Source organism: Shewanella khirikhana (assembly GCF_003957745.1).
Lineage (GTDB): Bacteria > Pseudomonadota > Gammaproteobacteria > Enterobacterales > Shewanellaceae > Shewanella > Shewanella khirikhana.
In genome coordinates, this window is record NZ_CP020373.1 from 1,171,648 (window position 1) to 1,189,739 (window position 18,092).

18 protein-coding genes and 1 pseudogene are annotated in these 18,092 nt (G+C 54.4%); 18 read left to right on the plus strand and 1 reads right to left on the minus strand.

The genetic code is table 11. The annotated features are described in order from the left end of the window. Positions 1–15 precede the first annotated feature (15 nt). The 16 genes and pseudogenes from STH12_RS05070 to STH12_RS05145 form a co-directional block, all read left to right on the plus strand. Complete coding sequence (locus STH12_RS05070) at positions 16–450, plus strand: gp436 family protein (RefSeq protein ID WP_126166550.1); 435 nt, start codon at positions 16–18, stop codon at positions 448–450. After that, complete coding sequence (locus STH12_RS05075) at positions 450–1,004, plus strand: phage virion morphogenesis protein (RefSeq protein ID WP_126166551.1); 555 nt, start codon at positions 450–452, stop codon at positions 1,002–1,004. Before STH12_RS05070 ends, STH12_RS05075 begins: the two co-directional genes overlap by 1 nt. Then, positions 1,001–1,591 (plus strand): hypothetical protein, encoded by a 591-nt coding sequence (locus STH12_RS05080; RefSeq protein WP_126166552.1) that lies wholly within the window; start codon positions 1,001–1,003, stop codon positions 1,589–1,591. The genes STH12_RS05075 and STH12_RS05080 overlap by 4 nt, the downstream gene beginning before the upstream one ends. An 80-nt stretch (positions 1,592–1,671) precedes the next feature. Next, positions 1,672–1,857, plus strand: a complete 186-nt coding sequence (locus STH12_RS05085; RefSeq protein ID WP_126166553.1) for a DUF2635 domain-containing protein — start codon at positions 1,672–1,674, stop codon at positions 1,855–1,857. 2 nt (positions 1,858–1,859) lie between these two features. Beyond that, positions 1,860–3,338 (plus strand): phage tail sheath subtilisin-like domain-containing protein, encoded by a 1,479-nt coding sequence (locus tag STH12_RS05090; protein WP_126166554.1) that lies wholly within the window; start codon positions 1,860–1,862, stop codon positions 3,336–3,338. A gap of 17 nt (positions 3,339–3,355) precedes the next feature. Beyond that, the gene (locus tag STH12_RS05095) at positions 3,356–3,709 is read left to right on the plus strand and encodes a phage tail tube protein (protein WP_126166555.1); all 354 of its coding nucleotides are present in this window, start codon (positions 3,356–3,358) and stop codon (positions 3,707–3,709) included. After that, positions 3,709–4,053: a phage tail assembly protein gene (locus tag STH12_RS05100; protein ID WP_126166556.1), complete on the plus strand. Its 345-nt coding sequence runs from the start codon at positions 3,709–3,711 to the stop codon at positions 4,051–4,053. The genes STH12_RS05095 and STH12_RS05100 overlap by 1 nt, the downstream gene beginning before the upstream one ends. 125 nt (positions 4,054–4,178) lie before the next feature. After that, positions 4,179–5,891, plus strand: a complete 1,713-nt coding sequence (locus tag STH12_RS05105; protein WP_126166557.1) for a phage tail tape measure protein — start codon at positions 4,179–4,181, stop codon at positions 5,889–5,891. Positions 5,892–5,927: 36 nt separating this feature from the next. Next, positions 5,928–7,250: a DNA circularization protein gene (locus tag STH12_RS05110; RefSeq protein WP_126166558.1), complete on the plus strand. Its 1,323-nt coding sequence runs from the start codon at positions 5,928–5,930 to the stop codon at positions 7,248–7,250. A 5-nt stretch (positions 7,251–7,255) separates the two neighbouring features. Beyond that, positions 7,256–8,335 carry a phage baseplate assembly protein gene (locus STH12_RS05115; RefSeq protein WP_126166559.1) on the plus strand — a complete coding sequence of 360 codons (1,080 nt, stop codon included), beginning with the start codon at positions 7,256–7,258 and terminating at the stop codon, positions 8,333–8,335. Further along, positions 8,329–8,931, plus strand: a complete 603-nt coding sequence (locus tag STH12_RS05120; RefSeq protein WP_126166560.1) for a phage baseplate assembly protein V — start codon at positions 8,329–8,331, stop codon at positions 8,929–8,931. Before STH12_RS05115 ends, STH12_RS05120 begins: the two co-directional genes overlap by 7 nt. 19 nt (positions 8,932–8,950) lie before the next feature. Then, a complete protein-coding gene (locus STH12_RS05125; RefSeq protein ID WP_126166561.1) occupies positions 8,951–9,409 on the plus strand; it encodes a phage GP46 family protein in 459 nt (152 codons plus the stop codon). Next, entirely contained in the window at positions 9,399–10,466 is a 1,068-nt protein-coding gene (locus STH12_RS05130) for a baseplate J/gp47 family protein (protein WP_126166562.1), read from the plus strand. Before STH12_RS05125 ends, STH12_RS05130 begins: the two co-directional genes overlap by 11 nt. Beyond that, positions 10,451–11,035: a YmfQ family protein gene (locus STH12_RS05135; RefSeq protein ID WP_126166563.1), complete on the plus strand. Its 585-nt coding sequence runs from the start codon at positions 10,451–10,453 to the stop codon at positions 11,033–11,035. Before STH12_RS05130 ends, STH12_RS05135 begins: the two co-directional genes overlap by 16 nt. 65 nt (positions 11,036–11,100) lie before the next feature. Then, entirely contained in the window at positions 11,101–12,891 is a 1,791-nt protein-coding gene (locus STH12_RS21515; RefSeq protein WP_177616550.1) for a hypothetical protein, read from the plus strand. 90 nt (positions 12,892–12,981) lie between these two features. Further along, positions 12,982–13,329: pseudogene (locus STH12_RS05145) on the plus strand (EamA family transporter); the annotation flags it as partial. 76 nt (positions 13,330–13,405) lie between these two features. On the opposite strand, the gene STH12_RS05150 reads toward STH12_RS05145, so the two are convergent. Continuing rightward, positions 13,406–13,909 (minus strand): glycine cleavage system transcriptional repressor, encoded by a 504-nt coding sequence (locus tag STH12_RS05150; RefSeq protein ID WP_126166564.1) that lies wholly within the window; start codon positions 13,907–13,909, stop codon positions 13,406–13,408. A 212-nt stretch (positions 13,910–14,121) separates the two neighbouring features. On the opposite strand from STH12_RS05150, the gene STH12_RS05155 reads away from it, so the two are divergent. Both STH12_RS05155 and pstA read left to right on the plus strand, forming a co-directional pair. Next, complete coding sequence (locus STH12_RS05155; RefSeq protein WP_126166565.1) at positions 14,122–16,371, plus strand: ABC transporter permease subunit; 2,250 nt, start codon at positions 14,122–14,124, stop codon at positions 16,369–16,371. Between the two features lie 51 nt (positions 16,372–16,422). Next, a complete protein-coding gene (pstA, locus tag STH12_RS05160) occupies positions 16,423–18,075 on the plus strand; it encodes a phosphate ABC transporter permease PstA (RefSeq protein WP_126166566.1) in 1,653 nt (550 codons plus the stop codon). Positions 18,076–18,092: the final 17 nt, after the last annotated feature.

Sequence of the window (18,092 nt, forward strand, 5' to 3'; positions counted from 1 at the left end):
AGTAAGGGGGCAACGATGGCAACTTATGCAACCAAGCAGGACCTGATTGATCGCGATGAATCCATGTTGTGGAACTTCGCCATCGACAGAACCACGGGCGAGCTGAACGATACCTATATCGACCAGGCGTTGGCGCAGGCCGATGAGGAAATTGATTCATTCCTGGGCCGCCGCTACCAGCTGCCCCTGCCAACCGTGCCGGGGATCCTGAATAAGATTGCCATCACCATCGCCTTTTACTGGTTGGCTGACCGCGACAATCAGGCCACCAACCTGCTGGAAGACCGCTACAAAATGCAGCTCGACACCCTGCGCGAAATTGCCACCGGCAAGCGTGAACTTGGGCTGCCAACCCTTGAGGCCCCGGCTGAGAGCAGTGTTGGCAAAGTGGAGCTGGTGCAGGACAACGAGCGCCTGTTTACCCGTAAAAGCCTCGGGGGCGTGCTCTGATGGCCATCAGCGTACAGGTTAGCGGTACCGAGCAGCTGCAGCGCTATCAGCAGCTGCTGGAGACGCTGGCTAGCCCCAAGCATAAAGCGGCGCTGCTCGACACCCTTGGCGCCGTGGTAGAAAGCCAAACCCGGAGACGTATCGCCGATGAGAAAACATCTCCTGATGGTGAGTCTTGGCCTGATTGGTCTGCGGCGTATGCCAAGACTCGTCATGGAAATCAGTCGCTGCTGCGAGGCAATGGCGATCTGCTGGATTCCATCCAATACCTGGTGGAAAAAGACCAGGTACGAGTCGGCTCACCGCTGCCTTATGCAGCAGTACACCAGGATGGTTTCAGTGGTGCTGTGCAGGTGGATGCGCATACGCGCCTTATCACTCAGGCCTTTGGCAAGGCGCTGGCGTTTCCGGTGCATCAATCGGTGGCGGCGTTCAGCCGCATGATGAATATCCCTAAGCGCGAGTTCCTGGGGCTGAGCCGCGATAACCAAACCGAAGTGTATGCCGTGGTCGGCAACTTCTGGCAGGAACTGATGCTGGAGGGCGTGCAGTGATTAGACCCGATTTTAACGTGGTTGGCTCAACCGTTTACGCCTGCAACAAGGTGGTGGAATACCTCAAACCACTGTTGGAAGGCGGCGAGCGTGACATCGACAAGGTGGAAACCGTTGAGCGCCACATCGGCCGCTTCGATACCGCCGAGCAGGTCAAACGCTGGTTATCCAAACGTGATGGCGGCATTCGGATTGCGGCACTGAATGTGACAGCCTATGAGCGCATTGGCGGCCGCATTGTTGGCCGGGTGAATATGGCGGCTTATGTGTTCACGGCCCCTCGCTTTGGTTACGACAAAGACACGCTGGCAGAAGTGATTGCCGGCAAGCTGGTTGCCGCCATGATGGAGCGCAATGCTCCGCCAGAGGCATATGGCAGGGCGGAAAACTTTCGCGCTGACAACCTCTACAGCACCGCCATTGATGAAACCGGCATGGCCTGCTGGGCCGTAAGCTGGTCGCAGCAGTGGTATCTGGATGAGCCCATCGATGGTGCCTCGCTGGATGACTTCCTGCGCTTTGGCCTGACAGGTGAGTTAGCTGATGGTGCGCCAGTCATTGAAGGCGTGGTGGATTTACCGCAATAGCACTTTCGTAACAGAACTTTCGCAATGGAACTACCGCAACAGACCAGCCGCAGCAGCGGTATCAAAACAGGAAACGAGACATGTTGATTTTCATTAAACCCGCAAAGTCTGCGGTGCCGGTGCGCAAGCCTGGTGGCGACTACCTCAAGGCCGATGGCGAAAAGGTAGAACGCTCAGCATTTTGGGTACGTCGCCTGAATGATGGCGATGTCATTGAAGTGAAAGCCGCCAAAACCACTGCGGCCAAAACCAAGGCAGGAGAATAACCATGGCGTTAGGTAATATCCCCAACGATATCAAGGTGCCGCTGGTCTACATCGATATCGATAACAGTCAGGCACTTTCCGGTACCCCGGCACTGGCGCAAAAGGTGCTGGTGATTGGTCAGCAGCTGGCCACGGGCAGCGCCGCTGCATTGACGCTTAACCGCATCACCAGCAGCGAAAGCCAGATGGATGCGCTGTATGGTTATGGTTCCATGCTATCGCGGATGCTGAAAATGTTCCGCAAGTCCAACGCCTATACCGATGTGTATGCCATGGGCGTAGAGCTTTCCGGTGCCACTGCCGCCAAAGGTGAAATCACCGTGGCCGCCGCCAGCGCCAAAGCCGGTGTGATTGCGCTGCTGATTGCCGGCGAGTCGGTGCAGGTTGCGGTAACGGAGGCTGATAGCGCCGCAACCATTGCTACGGCCATCATTGCCAAGGTGAATGCCAATACCCATTTGCCGGTAACGGCCGCGCTGAAAGCCGCCACCACGGAAACCGTGGAGCTTACCTGTAAGTGGACCGGCAGCACAGGCGACGATATCGACATCCGCTACAACTACTACGACGGTGAAGTGCTGCCAAGCGGTGTGACTCTCACCGTGGTAGATATGACTGGCGGCGCCGGCACGCCCGATATGGATGCAGTGATCGCCGCCATTCCCAACGAGTGGTACAACCATATCGTGATGCCATTCAACGACACCCAAAGCCTGAACAAGCTACGCGATGAGCTGGTGACGCGCTGGGGGCCGCTGAAGATGATTGAAGGCATTGCCTATACCGCGTTCCGGGGCACCTTTGCTGAAACCGGCGCTTTCGGTACCGCCCGTAACGACTATCTGTTTACCTGTATGGGCACCAACCAGGCGCCACACTCGCCCTATGAGTTTGCCGCCGCCTATGCCGGTCAGGCGTCGTACTCGCTGGGGATAGATCCGGCCCGCCCGCTGCAAACCCTGGTGATGACAGGCCTGCTGCCACCCGCCAAGGAAATCCAGTGGGACAGCACCGAGCGCAACCTGTTGCTGGGTGATGGCATTGCCACCTACATGGTGACGCCGGGTGGCGAAGTGGCCATCGAGCGCGAAGTCAGCATGTACCGCGAAAACGCCTTTGGGGATCCGGACCCAAGTTATCTGGACATCACCACCCCGGCAACGCTTGGCTACCTGCGCTATTCACTGCGCACCATGGTAACCAACCGCTTCCCGCGCCATAAGCTGGCCAACGATGATGTGCTGGCACGGCTTGACCCAGGGCAGCCAGTGGTGACCCCCAAGATTATGCGCCAGGCGATTCTGGAACTGGCCAATAACGATTGGGTACCCAAGGCGCTGATGGAAGACTTTGATGCGTTCAAGGACAGCCTGGAGGTGTACCGCGATGAGAGCGACAACAACCGCCTCAACTGCGTATTCCACCCTGACATTGTCAACCAGATGCGTATCTTTGCAGCGCTGATGCAATTTGAACTCTAAGTAAAGGAGCCTTAATCATGGGTCAAATCCTTGGTGAAGTGGTTATTCGTGCCAACAGCAAGCAGCTGAAAACGAAAAAGGGTTCCACCCTCAGCCCGGGCGGTTATACCCGTACGCCGCATGTTGGACCAGGGCGGGTGTGGGGCCAATCGAACGAGTACACGGTACCCACCATTGCGGTGGTGATCGCCGCCGATGAAGATGTGGATGTGCTGGAAATCAACGCCATCACCAATGCCACCCTCACCTGGGAAGGTGACAACGGCGTCGACTATATGATGACCGACTGTGCCCCGCAGGCACCTTTTACCATCAGTGACAGCGGCGACATTACCGGCACCTTCCAGGGCAACAAGGTGGAGCGCATCTGATGGCGGTCATGACCTTTGACCTGGAGCACGGCCTCAAGGTGGGTGAGGTTGCCCACCTTGAGGTTGGCCTTAAGGAGCTGAGTTCCGGCGACTACATCGATGCGCAGCTGGCGGCCGAAAAGGTAGTGGTGCAGGACGGCAAGGCCATCGCCTATACCAGCGATGTGCTTTACGGGCTGGAGCTGCTGGTGCGCCAGGTGGAATACATCGGCAGTGTGCAGGGCCCTATCGGCATTAAGGAGCTGCGCAAACTGCACCAGGACGACTTCACCTTGCTGCAGCAAAAAGCCTCTGAATTGGATCAACTGCTGGCTGAGGAGTTGGCTGCCAGGGGGCGACCTTAAGGCGCTGGCGGCAGTCTGTGAAGACCTGCAGCTGGCAGTGTCTTCCCGGGTGCCGCTTAGCGTCTCCAACGCCATGACGCTCAGGCGGCTGTGGCGTACCTACCAAAAGCTGAGAGACTTGATCCATGGCCCAGCAACTTAAAACCGACATCATCCTCAACCTTGCCGGCAATCTTGCCACCAAGGCCCGCCAATATGGCAACTCCATGAGTGAGTTTGCCAAGCGCAATGAAAAAGCCATGACGCTGCTGCGCAGCACTACCGAAGCCGCTGGCCGGGGTATCGATACCCTTGGCAATCGCTATGTTGGTTTGGCGGCTGGGTTGGTTACCGGTGCCACTGTGCGCAATATCGGTAACTTCTCCGAGCAGATGACCCGCATCGGTACCAATGCCAAACTCACCGATGAGCAGGTGTCGCAGCTCAAAGGCAATATTCTGTCACTGGCCAATCAAGCTGATATCCGCATCGATACCACTCAATTTGCCACCGCGGTTGATGAGCTGCTGGGCAAAACCGGTGACTTTGAGTTTGTGCTGAATAACCTGGAAAACATGGGCCTGTTTATGCAGGCTTTTGGCGCGGATGCCAAATCGAGCGGCGCTCTGTTTGCACAGTTCCGCGAGAAAGGCATTCGTGATTCAAAGGCAGTAATGAACACCATTGATGATCTCTACAGCCAGTTCGCCATTGGTAGTGTCAACGTGAAGGATTTGGCATCTATTTCGGAGCAGCTTTTTGCCACTTATCAAAGCCAGGGGCCACAAGCGATTACCCAAATGGGCGCCCTGGTGCAGCTGTTTGCCAAGGCCAAGGGTAATGCCAATGAATCGTTAACCTCAATTCAAGCTGTGTTTGCCACATTCTCGGATAAACAAAAAGTTCAATTTTTAAATCGGCAAGGTATCGAGGTATTTAAAAAAGGCACTAAGGAGCTGCGCCAGCCAGTTGAGTTGCTGCTGGAGATATTGGATAAGGCAAAAAATGACCCGCTTAAATTGGGTGATGTATTTGACCAAACATCATTGCAAGGTTTGGCGGCGTTATATTCGCAGGAAAATAAAGACCTGCTTGAAAAGATGGTGACCTCAACAGGCGAATATGGCGAGACACAAAAAGCAGCCGCTAAAAATGCCGCCGAATTTAATAACGCCATGAAGGCGCTTAATACCTCATTTAATAACTTTGCTGAAAGTCGCCTTTCCCAACCGATTAAAGATTTAGCCGATGCCATTAATGGTGTTGACCAGAAAACGATTGATAACTGGCTTAAGTGGGGTGAAACCGCGCTATGGGTGGTGGGCGGTTTAATTGCCGCCAAGAAAGGTTTGGAAGTAGCCAGTGACCTGAAAAACATATTTGGTAGTAAAGGCGCGGGTGGCGCTGGCGGTGGTGGTGTTACTGATATGGGCGTGATGCCGGTGTACGTGGTCAATATGGGTCAGGGGGGCATGGGCGGCTTTGGCGGTATGCCTGATGCCGCGGGTGGCAATGGCAAGAGTCAAAGCAAATGGGGGCGCGTTGGCAGCGCTGCTAAGACCGGCGCAGCAGCACTCATCATGTACCCAATTGTTGACTCGATTGCTGATGCGGTGATTGGCGATACCGATTTTGGCAAATGGGCCAAGGCCACCACTTTGAAGGATGTCTTTCCCGGGATCTTTGGCGCCGGCCTGACCGATGTCAGCAAACCAGCCAACAACGACATTGCCAACATGGTCAATGGCATTAATGGCCAGTTGAATCTCAAGTTGGATCTGTCTGACAACCGCCCCAAGTTGACTGTAGTGAAAGCCCCACCTGGTATCAGCGTGGATCCCGATACCGGCATCAACTGATAAAGGCGTTATACAGGAGCTATACAGGAGCTATGAATGGCATTTGAAGATCGTTTATCAGCATCCTTCCGGGGTGTTGCATTTTTACTGGAAGAGGCTGACGGCGAAAGCGGCCGCCGCGCCGTGCCGCATTCATACCCCAAAAAGGAAGTGGGCTACACCGAGGACAACGGCAAGGTATTAACCCGGGAGAACATTACCGGGCGAGTGCTGGGTGATGACTATCTGCAGCAGCTTGAAGCGATACTGACCGCATTGAATAAGCCTGGACCGGGTGAGCTGGTGCATCCCTGGTTTGGCATTCGCAAGGTGCAGATTGGCCGGGTCAGCCACAAGCTGGTAAACCGCATTGATGGCACAGCAACCTTCAGTTTTGAGGTGTTTGAGGTTGGTGAAAACCTGTTCCCCAATGCCAGCAGCGATACCGCGACTGAAGTCGGTACCGAGGCCGCCAACACCCAGGTTTCGATTGAACAGACCTTTGCCAATGAGTTTGACGTCGATGCTCTGGACGGCGTGGGCGACATGGTGGACTTGTTCCTGGACGATATGGACGAACTGGCGCGGGGCTTGCCTTCGCTGCCGGATGAGCTGCGCCAGTGGACCGACAGACTGATGCGCACCAAGGACTCGATAGGCGCATTGCTGGCCTATCCCGGTGAGCTGGCCCGCGAAACCATGGGCCTGCTGGAAGACATCAAAGGGGTGGTAAAAGACCCAATACGCTCGCTTGAGGTGTACCGCAATGTGCAAAATCGCTGGCAGGGTACCCGCGCTGAGCTGGCGGTGAGTGGTGGCCTTGCCAGGGATATCAGCAGCGAAGGCGGCATGGCGGCGTCGGTGCCAAAAATATCCAACCCCACCAAGCTTGATGCCATTCAGGCCAATGCTGCGGCCTTTAAAACTCTGGTGCTTGACAGTGCTGCTGTGGCGCAGTGCGCGGCATTGGCAGAGGCCGACATAGTGCAGAAGCTCGATGACCAGGAGCAAATGGTTGAAAGCCTCTCTGGCGCCGAGCGTAACGCCATTCTGACCGGCCAGCAGCTTAAGTCATTGGGATATGGCATTGCCGACCAGTTGGCGGAGTATGCCGCCACAGCGGTAGAGAACGGCAGCAGCGCCGTATGGCGCCAAATGCGCCGTTTACGCCAGGCAGTGCTGGCCGATACCCGCGCCCGCGCCGAGCTGCTGCCGCAGGTAAGCATATATCGCCCAGTTACCACTGTACCTGTGGCCCTGGTGGCGTGGCAGCAAACCGGTAATACCGAACGGCGCGACAGTATTGTGAAGCGTAATGGCTTTGCCAATCCGGCCTTTATTTTACCCACCGCCGACGTTGAGATTATTTCGGAGAGCTGATGTAGATGGCTGACAATATTATTTTAAAAGCCGGCGGCAATATTTATCAGGGCTGGACCAAAATCAGCGTGACTCGCTCGCTTGAGGCAATGTCGGGCACTTTTGATTTGGAATTAACCTGGAAATGGCAAGGGCAAGCAGGCCAATACGAAAAGTTTATGGAGCCCATCAAGCAGGGCCAGCAATGCACCGTGGATATTGGCAGCGAGCGGGTGATTACCGGCTATGTGGATGACTGGATCCCCAGTTATGACGATACCACTGTGACCATTTCTGTCTCTGGCCGTGATAAAACTGCCGACCTGGTGGATTGCTCGGTAGATATCCAAAGTGGCCAGCTTAATAACCAAACCTTAAGCCAAATCGCTAACCTGGTTTGCAAACCATTTGGCATCGAGGTGGTGGTAAATACCGATGTGGGCGAGGCGTTTCAGCGAATTCAGGTTGAACAGGGGGAGACCCCGCACGAGCTGCTGTCGCGCCTCGCCAGACAGCGCGGTGTGCTGCTGACCAGCGACACCTTTGGCAACCTGGTGATTACCCGTGCCAGCAAAACCCGGGCTGGGGTGGCCTTGAAGCTGGGCGAGAACATCAAAGCGGGCCGTGGGCGTTTCAGTTGGCGCCAGCGCTATAGCAAGTTCACTGTGAAAGCTGCTGGAGCTGGGCATGGCGCCTGGGACAGCGCCGCGTTATCAACCGTAGGCGGTATTAAAGCTGATGTGACGGATACCGAGATAGGCCGCTACCGGCCGCTGATTATCGTTAATGAAGAGATCACCACTGCAGAAGGTGCGGCCAAGCGGGGCCAGTGGGAACGCCAGCGCAGCATTGGTAAATCCAACACGGTGGAATACACGGTAACCGGCTGGCGCATACCGCAAACCGGTAACCTGTGGGACATCAATACCCTGGTACCCGTGAGTGATGAGATCATGGGTATCGAAGAAGACATGCTGATTGCTTCATTGATGTTCAGCGAAGGTGACGATGGTCGCCTGACCGTTATCAGCGTGGTAAGGCCTGATGCCATGGACATTCCGGCCCAAGTGGTGAGCAACACCAAGCTTGGAGGTGGCCAGTGGTAACCGAACGCTACATTGACAAGCTGCTGGCTCCTATACGCCGCCGTATAACCGGCATGCTGACCCGCGCTGTGGTCACCGGTATTGTTGAAGACCTGCAACGCCAGAACCTGCAGCTGAAGATGCATGCTGATGAGTCCGGTGACAATATCGAGCGCTTCCAGAACTATGGCATCAGCTCTTATCCACCGGCCGGAGCCGAGGCCATTGTGGCAGCCCTTGGCGGCAGCTTGTCCGGCCTGGTTGCGATTGCCGTTGAAGATAAAAAATATCGGCCACAGGGTGAAAGCGGTGATGTTTTTCTATACCATCTTGATGGTCATAAAATCCGCTTAACCCAGGCTGGCCAGATAATCGTTACAGCAACCGACGTTATTTTCGAAGCCGCCAACTCCTTCACTATTATTTCCCCTGAAACATTAATTCAAGGCCCGTTACATGTGACCGGTGGAATATCAACAGACCTTGGCATTTATGCCACTGGCGCTATTACCTCAGGCAGCGTGGTAACTGGCTCTGACCTGTCGGCCAACAATATTTCGTATCTTGGGCACACCCATTTAGACGCAGAAAGCAGGCCGACCTCAGCACCGCAATAAGCACCACAATAGGGTTGTTATGAGCGTTAGCATCATGCTGGACATGGCCAAAAATGCCGGAGTGCTGATTGACAGCGAGGGGGGGAATATCGATGGCGACATTTCCTCCCTCGTTTTGATCTCAGTGTTTACCGATGCCCGCGCCGAGGATTCAGATACCTTGCCGGATGGCTCGGCAGACCGCCGAGGCTGGCCAGGTGACAGCTTCTACGATGCGCCATGGGGCTCGAAGCTTTGGCTGCTGTACCGCGAGAAGCTGACAACCGATGTGCGTAATAAGGCGGTGAAGTACGCGCAGGATGCGCTGGCGTGGATGCTTCAGGATGATGGCAACGGCGCCTTGGCTAAGTCTGTTGTGGTGACCGGTTCTATTCCGCGCTTTCAGACCCTGGCCTTGAAATTTGTAATAACCAAACCTGACGGTGAGGTGATCTCGTTTACCGCCTCCAAACGATGGGAGACACAAGGTGCCGTTTAACGTTCCTACGCTGCGTAGTCTTATCGAGAGCGGCTTAATTGATATTGAAGCGTCGCTCGATACTGTGCTGCCAAAATTTGGTATTGAGCAGGCATTGAATGCTGCCGTGAGTGGCAGCGTGCGTGACCTGTACGATTATCAAAGCTGGATCGTGCGCCAGATAATCCCCTCAACTGAGTCAGAAGACCAAACCATTATTGATACCGCCCGCTATGAGGGTGTGATCCAGAAACTGGCAACCAGTGCCGCAGGCCCTGTGACCTTTACCGGTAACGTGCCTATTCCTGTTGACACCGTGATGACGCATTCAGATGGCCGCCTGTACCGGGTGGTGCTATCGAATGCGCCATCCGGTGGCTCTGTGGTGGTACAGGTTGAGGCCGAGCAAACTGGCGCTGCCGGTAACCTGCTTGCAGGCACAGTATTAACCCTGGTTTCTACCGTGCCTGGTATTCAACCAAACGGCATTGCTGGCGACATTACCGGCGGCGCAGATCTGGAGGCCGTTGCCCAGGTGCTGGAGCGTTTGCTGTTTCGTAAACGCAACCCGCCGATGGGCGGCGCTGTACATGACTATGTTGCCTGGTGCCGCGAAGTGCCCGGGGTAAACCGCGCCTGGGCCGTGGACAACTACCAGGGACCGGCTACCGTGGGTTACGCATTTGTTTTTGATGACCGGCCTGACATCCTGCCAACCTACGCCGACCAGGTGGCCATGGCGGAGTATATCTATCGCCACCCAGACCCGGCCACAGGCGCTGACGTGGGCCGCCCTGGTGGCATCGAGGCTGTGTACATTCCGCTGGTACTGAAAACCACCGATTTGGATATCGCCCTGACGCCTGACACGGCCGAGCTGCGCCAAAGCGTGCTTACCAGTGTGCAAAGCTATTTCAACACCCTTAGCCCTGGTGAAACCCTGCTGCTGAGTGGTGTGCGTACTGCCATTGGCTCAACTGTGGGTGTGACAGATTACCTGCTTGATTTGGCCGCGGACGTTACGTCTCTTTCCAACGAATTGCATGCACTGGGAGTGGTTACATGGGGCACTCCGTAACGCAGTGGACAGCCTCACTGATGGCTCAGATGCCGCGAGGCATTCTGTGGCCAAGAGAAGTTACGCTCGATTTAAACAAATACGCCGCCGGCTATGCCCCACGCCTGGAGCGGGCAGAAGCGAGTGCTGATGAACTGCTTTATGAAATGCGCCCAGAGACCACCACCAAGCTGCTTGACGAGTGGGAAGAATATCTGGGGCTGCCTGAGTGCAAATCAGACCTTGGCAACAACATCGAATACCGCCGCTATGCTGTCGTCGAGAAATACCACCGCAAAGGCGGCCTGCAAGCCTGGAATGTGCAGAAGCTGGCCACTGATTTGGGCTTTACCGTGGAAGTGGATGAGGCATTCCCCCACCACTGTTTGCGGGGGTGCACCTACCCATTATGGGGTCCGCAGTACCGTTACATCATGCGGGTGACAGTGTACGGCATTCCAGGTGCCTATATGACCTGCCTGGATGATGTGTTGACGCCGCTGCTGACAGCCGATGCAGGTGTGCTGGAGTGCACTCTGAACCGTTACAAGCTCGGCGGTTTGTATTACGAATTTTATTACGCCGTTTAGGCATTTTCATTGGCGATAACACCGCTTTAGACAGCGTTTAAACCAGTTTTAATTGGAGATTTACCATGCACCCATTACGCAACGGTTCGCAAGCTACAGAAAGACCAGCAGCCAAACCACTAACCGGAAGTCCAGGCTGGTTTACCGAATCAGGCGACAACAACATTCCCAGTTATCCTGGTGCGGATTGGTTTAACCATGTGATCGCCGAGTTTCAGAATGCATTGGCGGCGCTAGGTATTCCATTTGTGCCTGGTGATGACAATCACTTGGCAGATGCCCTTAAAAAGATAAATTATAAGGTTTTTACATTTGATTATTTTGCAGATGTAATTAGCTCTGAGCTTGACCTTTCTTCATTTTTAGAGGTTAAGACAATTCAGCATTCTACTGATGGGCTTGGGGGGACCACCTACATTAAAGATGGCACTAGTGGCACCCCGAATACAGGAAACGAAGCCAAGTTTTATGATGCTTCTGGTACAGGATGGATTAACAAGAGCAGAAATGTTACCACTTTTGGACCCATCACTGATGATATTGCGATCAGTGCACAGAAAGCAATCGACCAATTTAACTGCGTTTACATTCCTAACAGAACAGATTTCATCCACCGATCTTCCACGATATCTTTGAAAGAAGGTTCCGTCATCAACGCTGACAATCCCCTTGTTTCGTCAGACGGTGAGAATTTTGTGACTTTCATCCTTGCTGATGACATAAAGCGTTGGGCCATTTTGGGGGCATTGAATTACAAAGGTTCATTGGTTACGAGTGAGGACATTGGCGGTGAAATTGGCCTTTTAGTGAAAGGTGGCCAAAACTATCGAGTTGAAAGTTTTGTTGGAAGAAACTGCAGGTCTCACAGCGTAAAAATTGAAGCTGGTTCAACTGCTTCAGCTCCTAGAGGTGATCAAGGGCAGCTTGTAAGCTGTGCTGGTTATGAATGCATGGTTGGATTAGAGGTTCAGCCAGATACTACCGCCGAATTCAATCAAATTATAGGTTTCAACACGTCTGGCTGCCAGGACGGGGTCGTTATTGGTGCGGGTAACACATCACTGGTTGGTGGTAACTGTGTTGACAATGTTCGTGGTGTAACAGTGGTTGGTGGATTTAATCATGCTCATGGAATATGTAGCAGCATGAATATCAACCACAACTCTGAGTATAACATTAAGTGCATTGATGTTGTGAACGGGCACACGTTTGACTCATGTCACGCATATGGCAATGGTGGTACTTCCTCACCGATTTGGTTTGTTAATTCAAAATCTGTTGTATACCAAAACGGAAAAATTGATTGTCCGATATACAACGACGGGGAGGTTGGGCAAAACGCAATTTTAAATAACAATATGCCAGGAGTAGACGCGCAACTACTGGGTTTGAACCCAGAGATGCTTCGTGTATTGGGTAATTGGACTGCAGATGGTACATGGGCCAGCAATGATGCAGCGAGTGAGTATACGTTAGTTAGCAGAGGTGGCACACCACAGAGCATTCCTTTAGGAACTACGCTTGTATTTAATAGTGCTATTAAAGATAAAAGGACTAACCAGGATCTTGTAACCGGAGTTTATACCTCAACTATTGAAACCACTCTTGACGTCGAGCTCTATCTGGAAATTACTGGTACTTTTACGGAGAATAGTTATTTAGAACTGTTGGTCGGCGCTGATGTATTCGCAACTATACCCGCGGTAATGATTTCGCCAACGCTGCTGGTCGCCAGCGCTGTAATATCCACGAATGTCGCCGCAGGTACATTTATCAAACTTGTGTCAAAAATCCCAGCTGGAACATCCCCACAATTAGATCTAGGAAGCCAGCTCCGCATTGCAACTCAGCAGTAACATCAATTTGACTAGTATAATGAGCACAAAACGCAGTGCTCGTTATACTAGACTTTCCTGCTCACTTCTTGCGGCGCGCTACACTGTGGTCAGTTTTTGGTGTGTGCTCTGGCAAGCTTTGGGGTGTCTTTGGTGCTTGAAACCACCACGGTGGACGGCATTCAGGCGGCCTGGGCGGCGCTGGCCTATGCGGGCTTGGTGTCGGTTGGGGTGGCCTACACCCTGCAGGTACTGGCGCAAAAGCATGCCCATCCGGCCCATGCGGCCATCATCCTGAGTTTGGAGACCGTGTTTGCCGCCATCGGCGGTATGCTGTTTCTCGATGAAAGCCTGTCTGGCCGGGCGCTGTTTGGCTGTGGCTTGATGTTAGTCGGGATGCTGATAAGTCAGGTGCCGCTAAGGTATCTGGTTAAATCCCGCCATCAAAAAGCGGCATAAACTGCCGCTTTGAATGCATCCGATTGCCGGATTGGCTTTTATCTCGTCTATTGGGCTTTAATCTCGACTATCGGGCTTATTCGCTGACAAGCTGATCCAGCAACACATCATCGCCAATCAAATACAGGGACTCCGCCAGCAGTTCCTGTTTGCCAAGCTCTTCCAATCCAAGCACGAAGGTTGCTCTGAACAGTGGCACGCCTGTGTGACTTGCGCTTTCAAGCTGGGTCGAAAAGTGCTCAATATTGATGCCCAGTGCATTGATTTTATTTGAGATCTCAAGCACCAGTCCCGGTCTGTCGTAGGCCACAAGGGTATAGCTGCGCTTGTGGGTGGGGCGCTTGGCCGCACGGGTACTGGCATGGGTGAGGGTCAGGCCCTCGATGCATTCCAGGTTCTCAATCAGGCCGTCCCAGTTATCCGCCGGGATCTCCAGCACTATGATGGCGGCGAAGATGCCGTCGATATGGCGCAGCTCAGAATCCAGCCAATTGCCACCATGGCGGCTCACCGCGTGGGCAATTTGTTCCACCAACCCGGTTCTGTCCGGGGCCTGCAGGGTGATGAGGTATCTCAGCATCGCTCGCTTACTCCTTGTGTTTGCTAGAAAATGGCGTCTTTGATGGCTGCGTATTTTTGCCAGTGAATTGGCGCTGGCGTAACACAACTGTCATATTGGCGTCATATAATGCGCCCATCCCAAGTTGGGTGTGACCCGGATAAGTATAGTTAGCACAGGCTAACGGGCATGCCCAGCGAAAAGAGCTCAGGCCAATCAATCAGAGGTTATGAATGGAAATTCAGGTCACTAAGCCTGAAATGGCTGCCAGCATACTGGCAGGCAGGGGCACGGGGCGACGCGCCCTCAAGGACAAGGCAACGGCAATCGGCGTCAGTGTTGGCGGCGTGATGGTGTTCGTGGCCCTTTTGCTTATCTTCTTTTACCTGCTTTATGTGGTGAAACCGATTTTTGATGGTGCCTCGGTCAGTGAGCGCACCGCCATTCCTTATGCCGAAAACAGTGCCCCGGCCCTGATGGTCGGCAGCGATGAGCAAAATGAATTGCTGTTTAGGGTTGGCACTGATGGTCAGGTGCAGTTTTACCGCGCCAGCGGTGAACTGGCTGAGACTGTTCAGCCTGAGCTGCCAGCGGGGGTGACCGTTGTCAGTTCTGCCGCTTTAGTTCCCCATGAGCAAAGCTTTGCGCTGGGGCTGTCAAATGGTGAGCTGCAACTCTACCGGGTGGAGTTCGGAGTAACCTATCCGGACAACCGCCGCATGATAACTCCACGCCTTCGCCGCCTGAGTCAGGATGGCGAGCTGGTGATTAGCCAGTCCGGCGCCCCCATCAGTCAGTTTGCTTTTGGCCGTACCAATGAGCAATTAACCGTGGCCTTTAATGGCGAGGGTGAATGGCAACTGACTCGCCTTGAAGGGGAAGAGAACCTGCTGACCGAAGAGATTGAATGGACCAACAGCAGCGCCTCGCTGCCGGATGCGCCATCTCAGGTCGAGCAGCAGTTGATGACGCCGGATCAGCGTCAGTTGATGCTGCGCTCCGGCAACAAGATTTTTGTGTATGACATCCGCGATGCCGAAGAGCCTTCGCTGATGCAGGTAATTGATGCCGGCCGTGCCAAGAGCCGTCTTACCGGCGTATCGCTGCTCTCAGGTGCAAGTTCGCTGCTGCTGGCCTACGACAACGGTGAAATGGTGCAGTACTTCCAGGTCAGCAGTGACAAGGGCCGCCTGTACCGTGAAATTCGCGACTTCAAAGGCCTGGGCCACATTGAGTCCGTGGGCACCGAGTTCTACCGAAAAAGCTTTGCCACCGTCACCGATGATGGCCGCCTGACACTGCTGTACACCACCAGTCAGCGCGAACTGTTAAGCGAGAAGTTCGATATTGCCAAGCCCCAGGCGCTGGGTTTCAGCCCCCGCTCCAATGCGCTGGTTGTGGATGCCGGTAACAAGCTGCATCTGTTTGCAGTGGACAACGCCCACCCAGAGGTGAGCTGGAGCGCCCTGTGGAATAAGGTGTGGTACGAAGGCTACCCAGAGCCGCAATTTGTGTGGCAGTCCACCTCGGGTTCCGATGACTTTGAGGCCAAACTCAGCCTGATGCCACTGGCATTCGGCACCATGAAAGCGGCGCTTTATGCCATGTTGTTTGCGGTACCGCTGGCCATTGCCGGTGCCATTTACACCGCTTACTTTATGTCGCCCAAGGTGCGCGGCATTGTGAAACCCACCATCGAAATTATGGAAGCCCTGCCGACCGTTATTCTGGGTTTCCTTGCCGGTCTGTGGCTGGCGCCGCTGATTGAAGAGCACCTGCCGGGCATTCTGGTGATGCTGATTTTACTGCCGGCCTCGATTCTGCTGAGCGCCTTTGGCTGGAGCAAGCTGCCAGGTCGCTGGAAACAGCGTCTGCCTGAGGCATATCAGGAACTGATGCTGGTGCCTGTGCTGTGTCTTGTGGGTTATCTGTCATTTGCCATCAGCCCGACCCTGGAAGTGCTGTTCTTCCACGGCGATACCCGCCAGTTTATTACCAACGAGCTTGGGATCACCTTCGACCAACGTAACGCGCTGGTGGTGGGCATTGCCATGGGCTTTGCGGTTATCCCAACCATTTTCTCCATCGCCGAAGACGCTATTTTCTCGGTGCCGCGTCATCTGTCCAACGGCAGTCTGGCCCTGGGCGCAACCCAGTGGCAAACCCTGACCCGGGTAGTGCTGCTGACCGCCAGCCCCGGCATCTTCTCGGCCATCATGATGGGTCTTGGCCGCGCCGTGGGTGAAACCATGATTGTACTGATGGCAACCGGTAACACCGCCATTATGGAATGGAGCGTGTTTGAAGGTATGCGTACCCTGGCGGCCAACATTGCGGTGGAAATGCCTGAGTCGGCCATTGGCAGCAGCCACTACCGTGTGTTGTTCCTCGCGGCCTTTGTACTCTTTGTCTTTACCTTTATTTTCAACACAGTAGCTGAGGTTGTACGTCAGCGTCTGCGTGAGCGTTACAGCTCGCTGTAAGCAGGAATGAATTCAAGATGGAATGCTTTGATTTGAGTTGGGGACAGCACTATGGGTAAGTGGTTTAAATCGGGTTCCCCCTGGATTTGGATGACAGGCGGCGCGGTGAGCCTCAGTCTTATAGCGGTACTGGGTCTGCTGCTGCTCATCGCCTGGCGTGGTCTGTCCTACTTCTGGCCTGCCGATATCTATCAGTGGCAGCTGCGTGATGCCAAGGGCGTTGAGTCTACCCTGATTGGTGAAATCTACGACAGTGAACAGGTGCCAACAGAGCGCCTGATCACCGCCGGTGTAGAGTTTGCCGAGCATCCCGGCGAGTTTGTGACCCGCTATCTGGTGAAGACCGGTAACCGTGAGTTTGTAGGGCTGGATTTCCGCTGGGTGCTGGCAACTGACATTGTTTCCCGCGATACCCCAGAAGGGCTGGCGAGGCTTGAACGCAGCAAAAACGGTAACTTCTACGGTTATCCTGTTGCTGTGATTGAAGACGGTAAGCGTCTGGAGCTCACCGATGTGCAGCATTCGCTGGAAGAGCACATTGAGCGCGCCGTTGAAATCAGTGACCGTGCCACCGCGCTGCAAAAGCGCGATATTGGCGCCATTAACTACGAGCTTGAGCGTCTGCGTCTTAAAGAGCGCCGCGCCGAACTCGACGGTGAGCTGACCGACAGTAAGAAGCAGGAATTTGCCTCGGCCCGTAAGAAGCTTGAAGCCGACTACCTGGTGCTGGAAAAAGAACTGTTTGCCCTGCGCGATGAAGCAGGCCGTGACAGCGTGATTGTGCGCGATATGCGCGGCGAAGAAGTGGTGCTCAAGCTCGACAGCGTGCTGGACGTTACCTACGCCAACCGTCTCGGTTTTATGGGCAAGGTAGGGCACTGGTTCAGCGGTGTGGCTAACTTTATCAGCGCCGATCCCCGCGAAGCCAACACCGAGGGCGGTGTATTCCCGGCGATTTTCGGTACCGTATTTATGGTGCTGCTGATGGCGGTGATTGTGACCCCATTCGGCGTGATTGCTGCCATTTACATGCATGAATATGCCAAGAAAGGCCCGCTGACCAAGATGATCCGCATTGCGGTGATTAACTTAGCCGGTGTGCCATCCATTGTGTACGGTGTGTTCGGTCTGGGCTTCTTTGTGTACATGCTCGGTGGCTCCATCGACCAGCTGTTCTACCCCGAAGCGCTGCCATCGCCTACCTTTGGCTCACCCGGGGTGATTTGGTCGGCACTGACGCTTGCCATCCTGACTCTGCCGGTGGTGATTGTGTCTACCGAAGAAGGCCTGTCACGCATCCCCAGCGCCGTGCGTCAGGGCAGTCTGGCCCTCGGTGCCACCAAGGCCGAAACCCTGTGGCGGATTGTTATCCCTATGGCAAGTCCGGCGATTATGACAGGTCTGATTTTGGCAGTGGCCCGCGCCGCCGGTGAAGTGGCGCCGCTGATGCTGGTGGGTGTGGTGAAGCTTGCGCCAACCTTGCCAGTTGACATGAATTTCCCCTTTGTGCACCTGGACCGTAAGTTCATGCACCTGGGTTTCCATATTTACGACGTGGGCTTCCAGAGCCCCAACGTGGAGGCGGCGCGCCCGCTGGTGTATGCCACCTCCTTCCTGCTGGTTTCCGTGATTGTGGCGCTCAATTTGACCGCCATCAGTGTACGTAATCACCTGCGTGAGAAATACCGCTCCCTTGAGCATTGATAATCCGGCGATTATCC

What these genes read in the sequence shown, in the direction of transcription:
- STH12_RS05070 (WP_126166550.1), top strand. Translation starts at nt 16, where the DNA reads ATGGCAACTTATGCAACCAAGCAGGACCTGATTGATCGCGATGAATCC.
- STH12_RS05075 (WP_126166551.1), top strand. Translation starts at nt 450, where the DNA reads ATGGCCATCAGCGTACAGGTTAGCGGTACCGAGCAGCTGCAGCGCTAT.
- STH12_RS05085 (WP_126166553.1), top strand. Translation starts at nt 1,672, where the DNA reads ATGTTGATTTTCATTAAACCCGCAAAGTCTGCGGTGCCGGTGCGCAAG.
- STH12_RS05090 (WP_126166554.1), top strand. Translation starts at nt 1,860, where the DNA reads ATGGCGTTAGGTAATATCCCCAACGATATCAAGGTGCCGCTGGTCTAC.
- STH12_RS05095 (WP_126166555.1), top strand. Translation starts at nt 3,356, where the DNA reads ATGGGTCAAATCCTTGGTGAAGTGGTTATTCGTGCCAACAGCAAGCAG.
- STH12_RS05100 (WP_126166556.1), top strand. Translation starts at nt 3,709, where the DNA reads ATGGCGGTCATGACCTTTGACCTGGAGCACGGCCTCAAGGTGGGTGAG.
- STH12_RS05105 (WP_126166557.1), top strand. Translation starts at nt 4,179, where the DNA reads ATGGCCCAGCAACTTAAAACCGACATCATCCTCAACCTTGCCGGCAAT.
- STH12_RS05110 (WP_126166558.1), top strand. Translation starts at nt 5,928, where the DNA reads ATGGCATTTGAAGATCGTTTATCAGCATCCTTCCGGGGTGTTGCATTT.
- STH12_RS05115 (WP_126166559.1), top strand. Translation starts at nt 7,256, where the DNA reads ATGGCTGACAATATTATTTTAAAAGCCGGCGGCAATATTTATCAGGGC.
- STH12_RS05125 (WP_126166561.1), top strand. Translation starts at nt 8,951, where the DNA reads ATGAGCGTTAGCATCATGCTGGACATGGCCAAAAATGCCGGAGTGCTG.
- STH12_RS05135 (WP_126166563.1), top strand. Translation starts at nt 10,451, where the DNA reads ATGGGGCACTCCGTAACGCAGTGGACAGCCTCACTGATGGCTCAGATG.
- STH12_RS21515 (WP_177616550.1), top strand. Translation starts at nt 11,101, where the DNA reads ATGCACCCATTACGCAACGGTTCGCAAGCTACAGAAAGACCAGCAGCC.
- STH12_RS05150 (WP_126166564.1), bottom strand. Translation starts at nt 13,909, where the DNA reads ATGCTGAGATACCTCATCACCCTGCAGGCCCCGGACAGAACCGGGTTG.
- STH12_RS05155 (WP_126166565.1), top strand. Translation starts at nt 14,122, where the DNA reads ATGGAAATTCAGGTCACTAAGCCTGAAATGGCTGCCAGCATACTGGCA.
- pstA (WP_126166566.1), top strand. Translation starts at nt 16,423, where the DNA reads ATGGGTAAGTGGTTTAAATCGGGTTCCCCCTGGATTTGGATGACAGGC.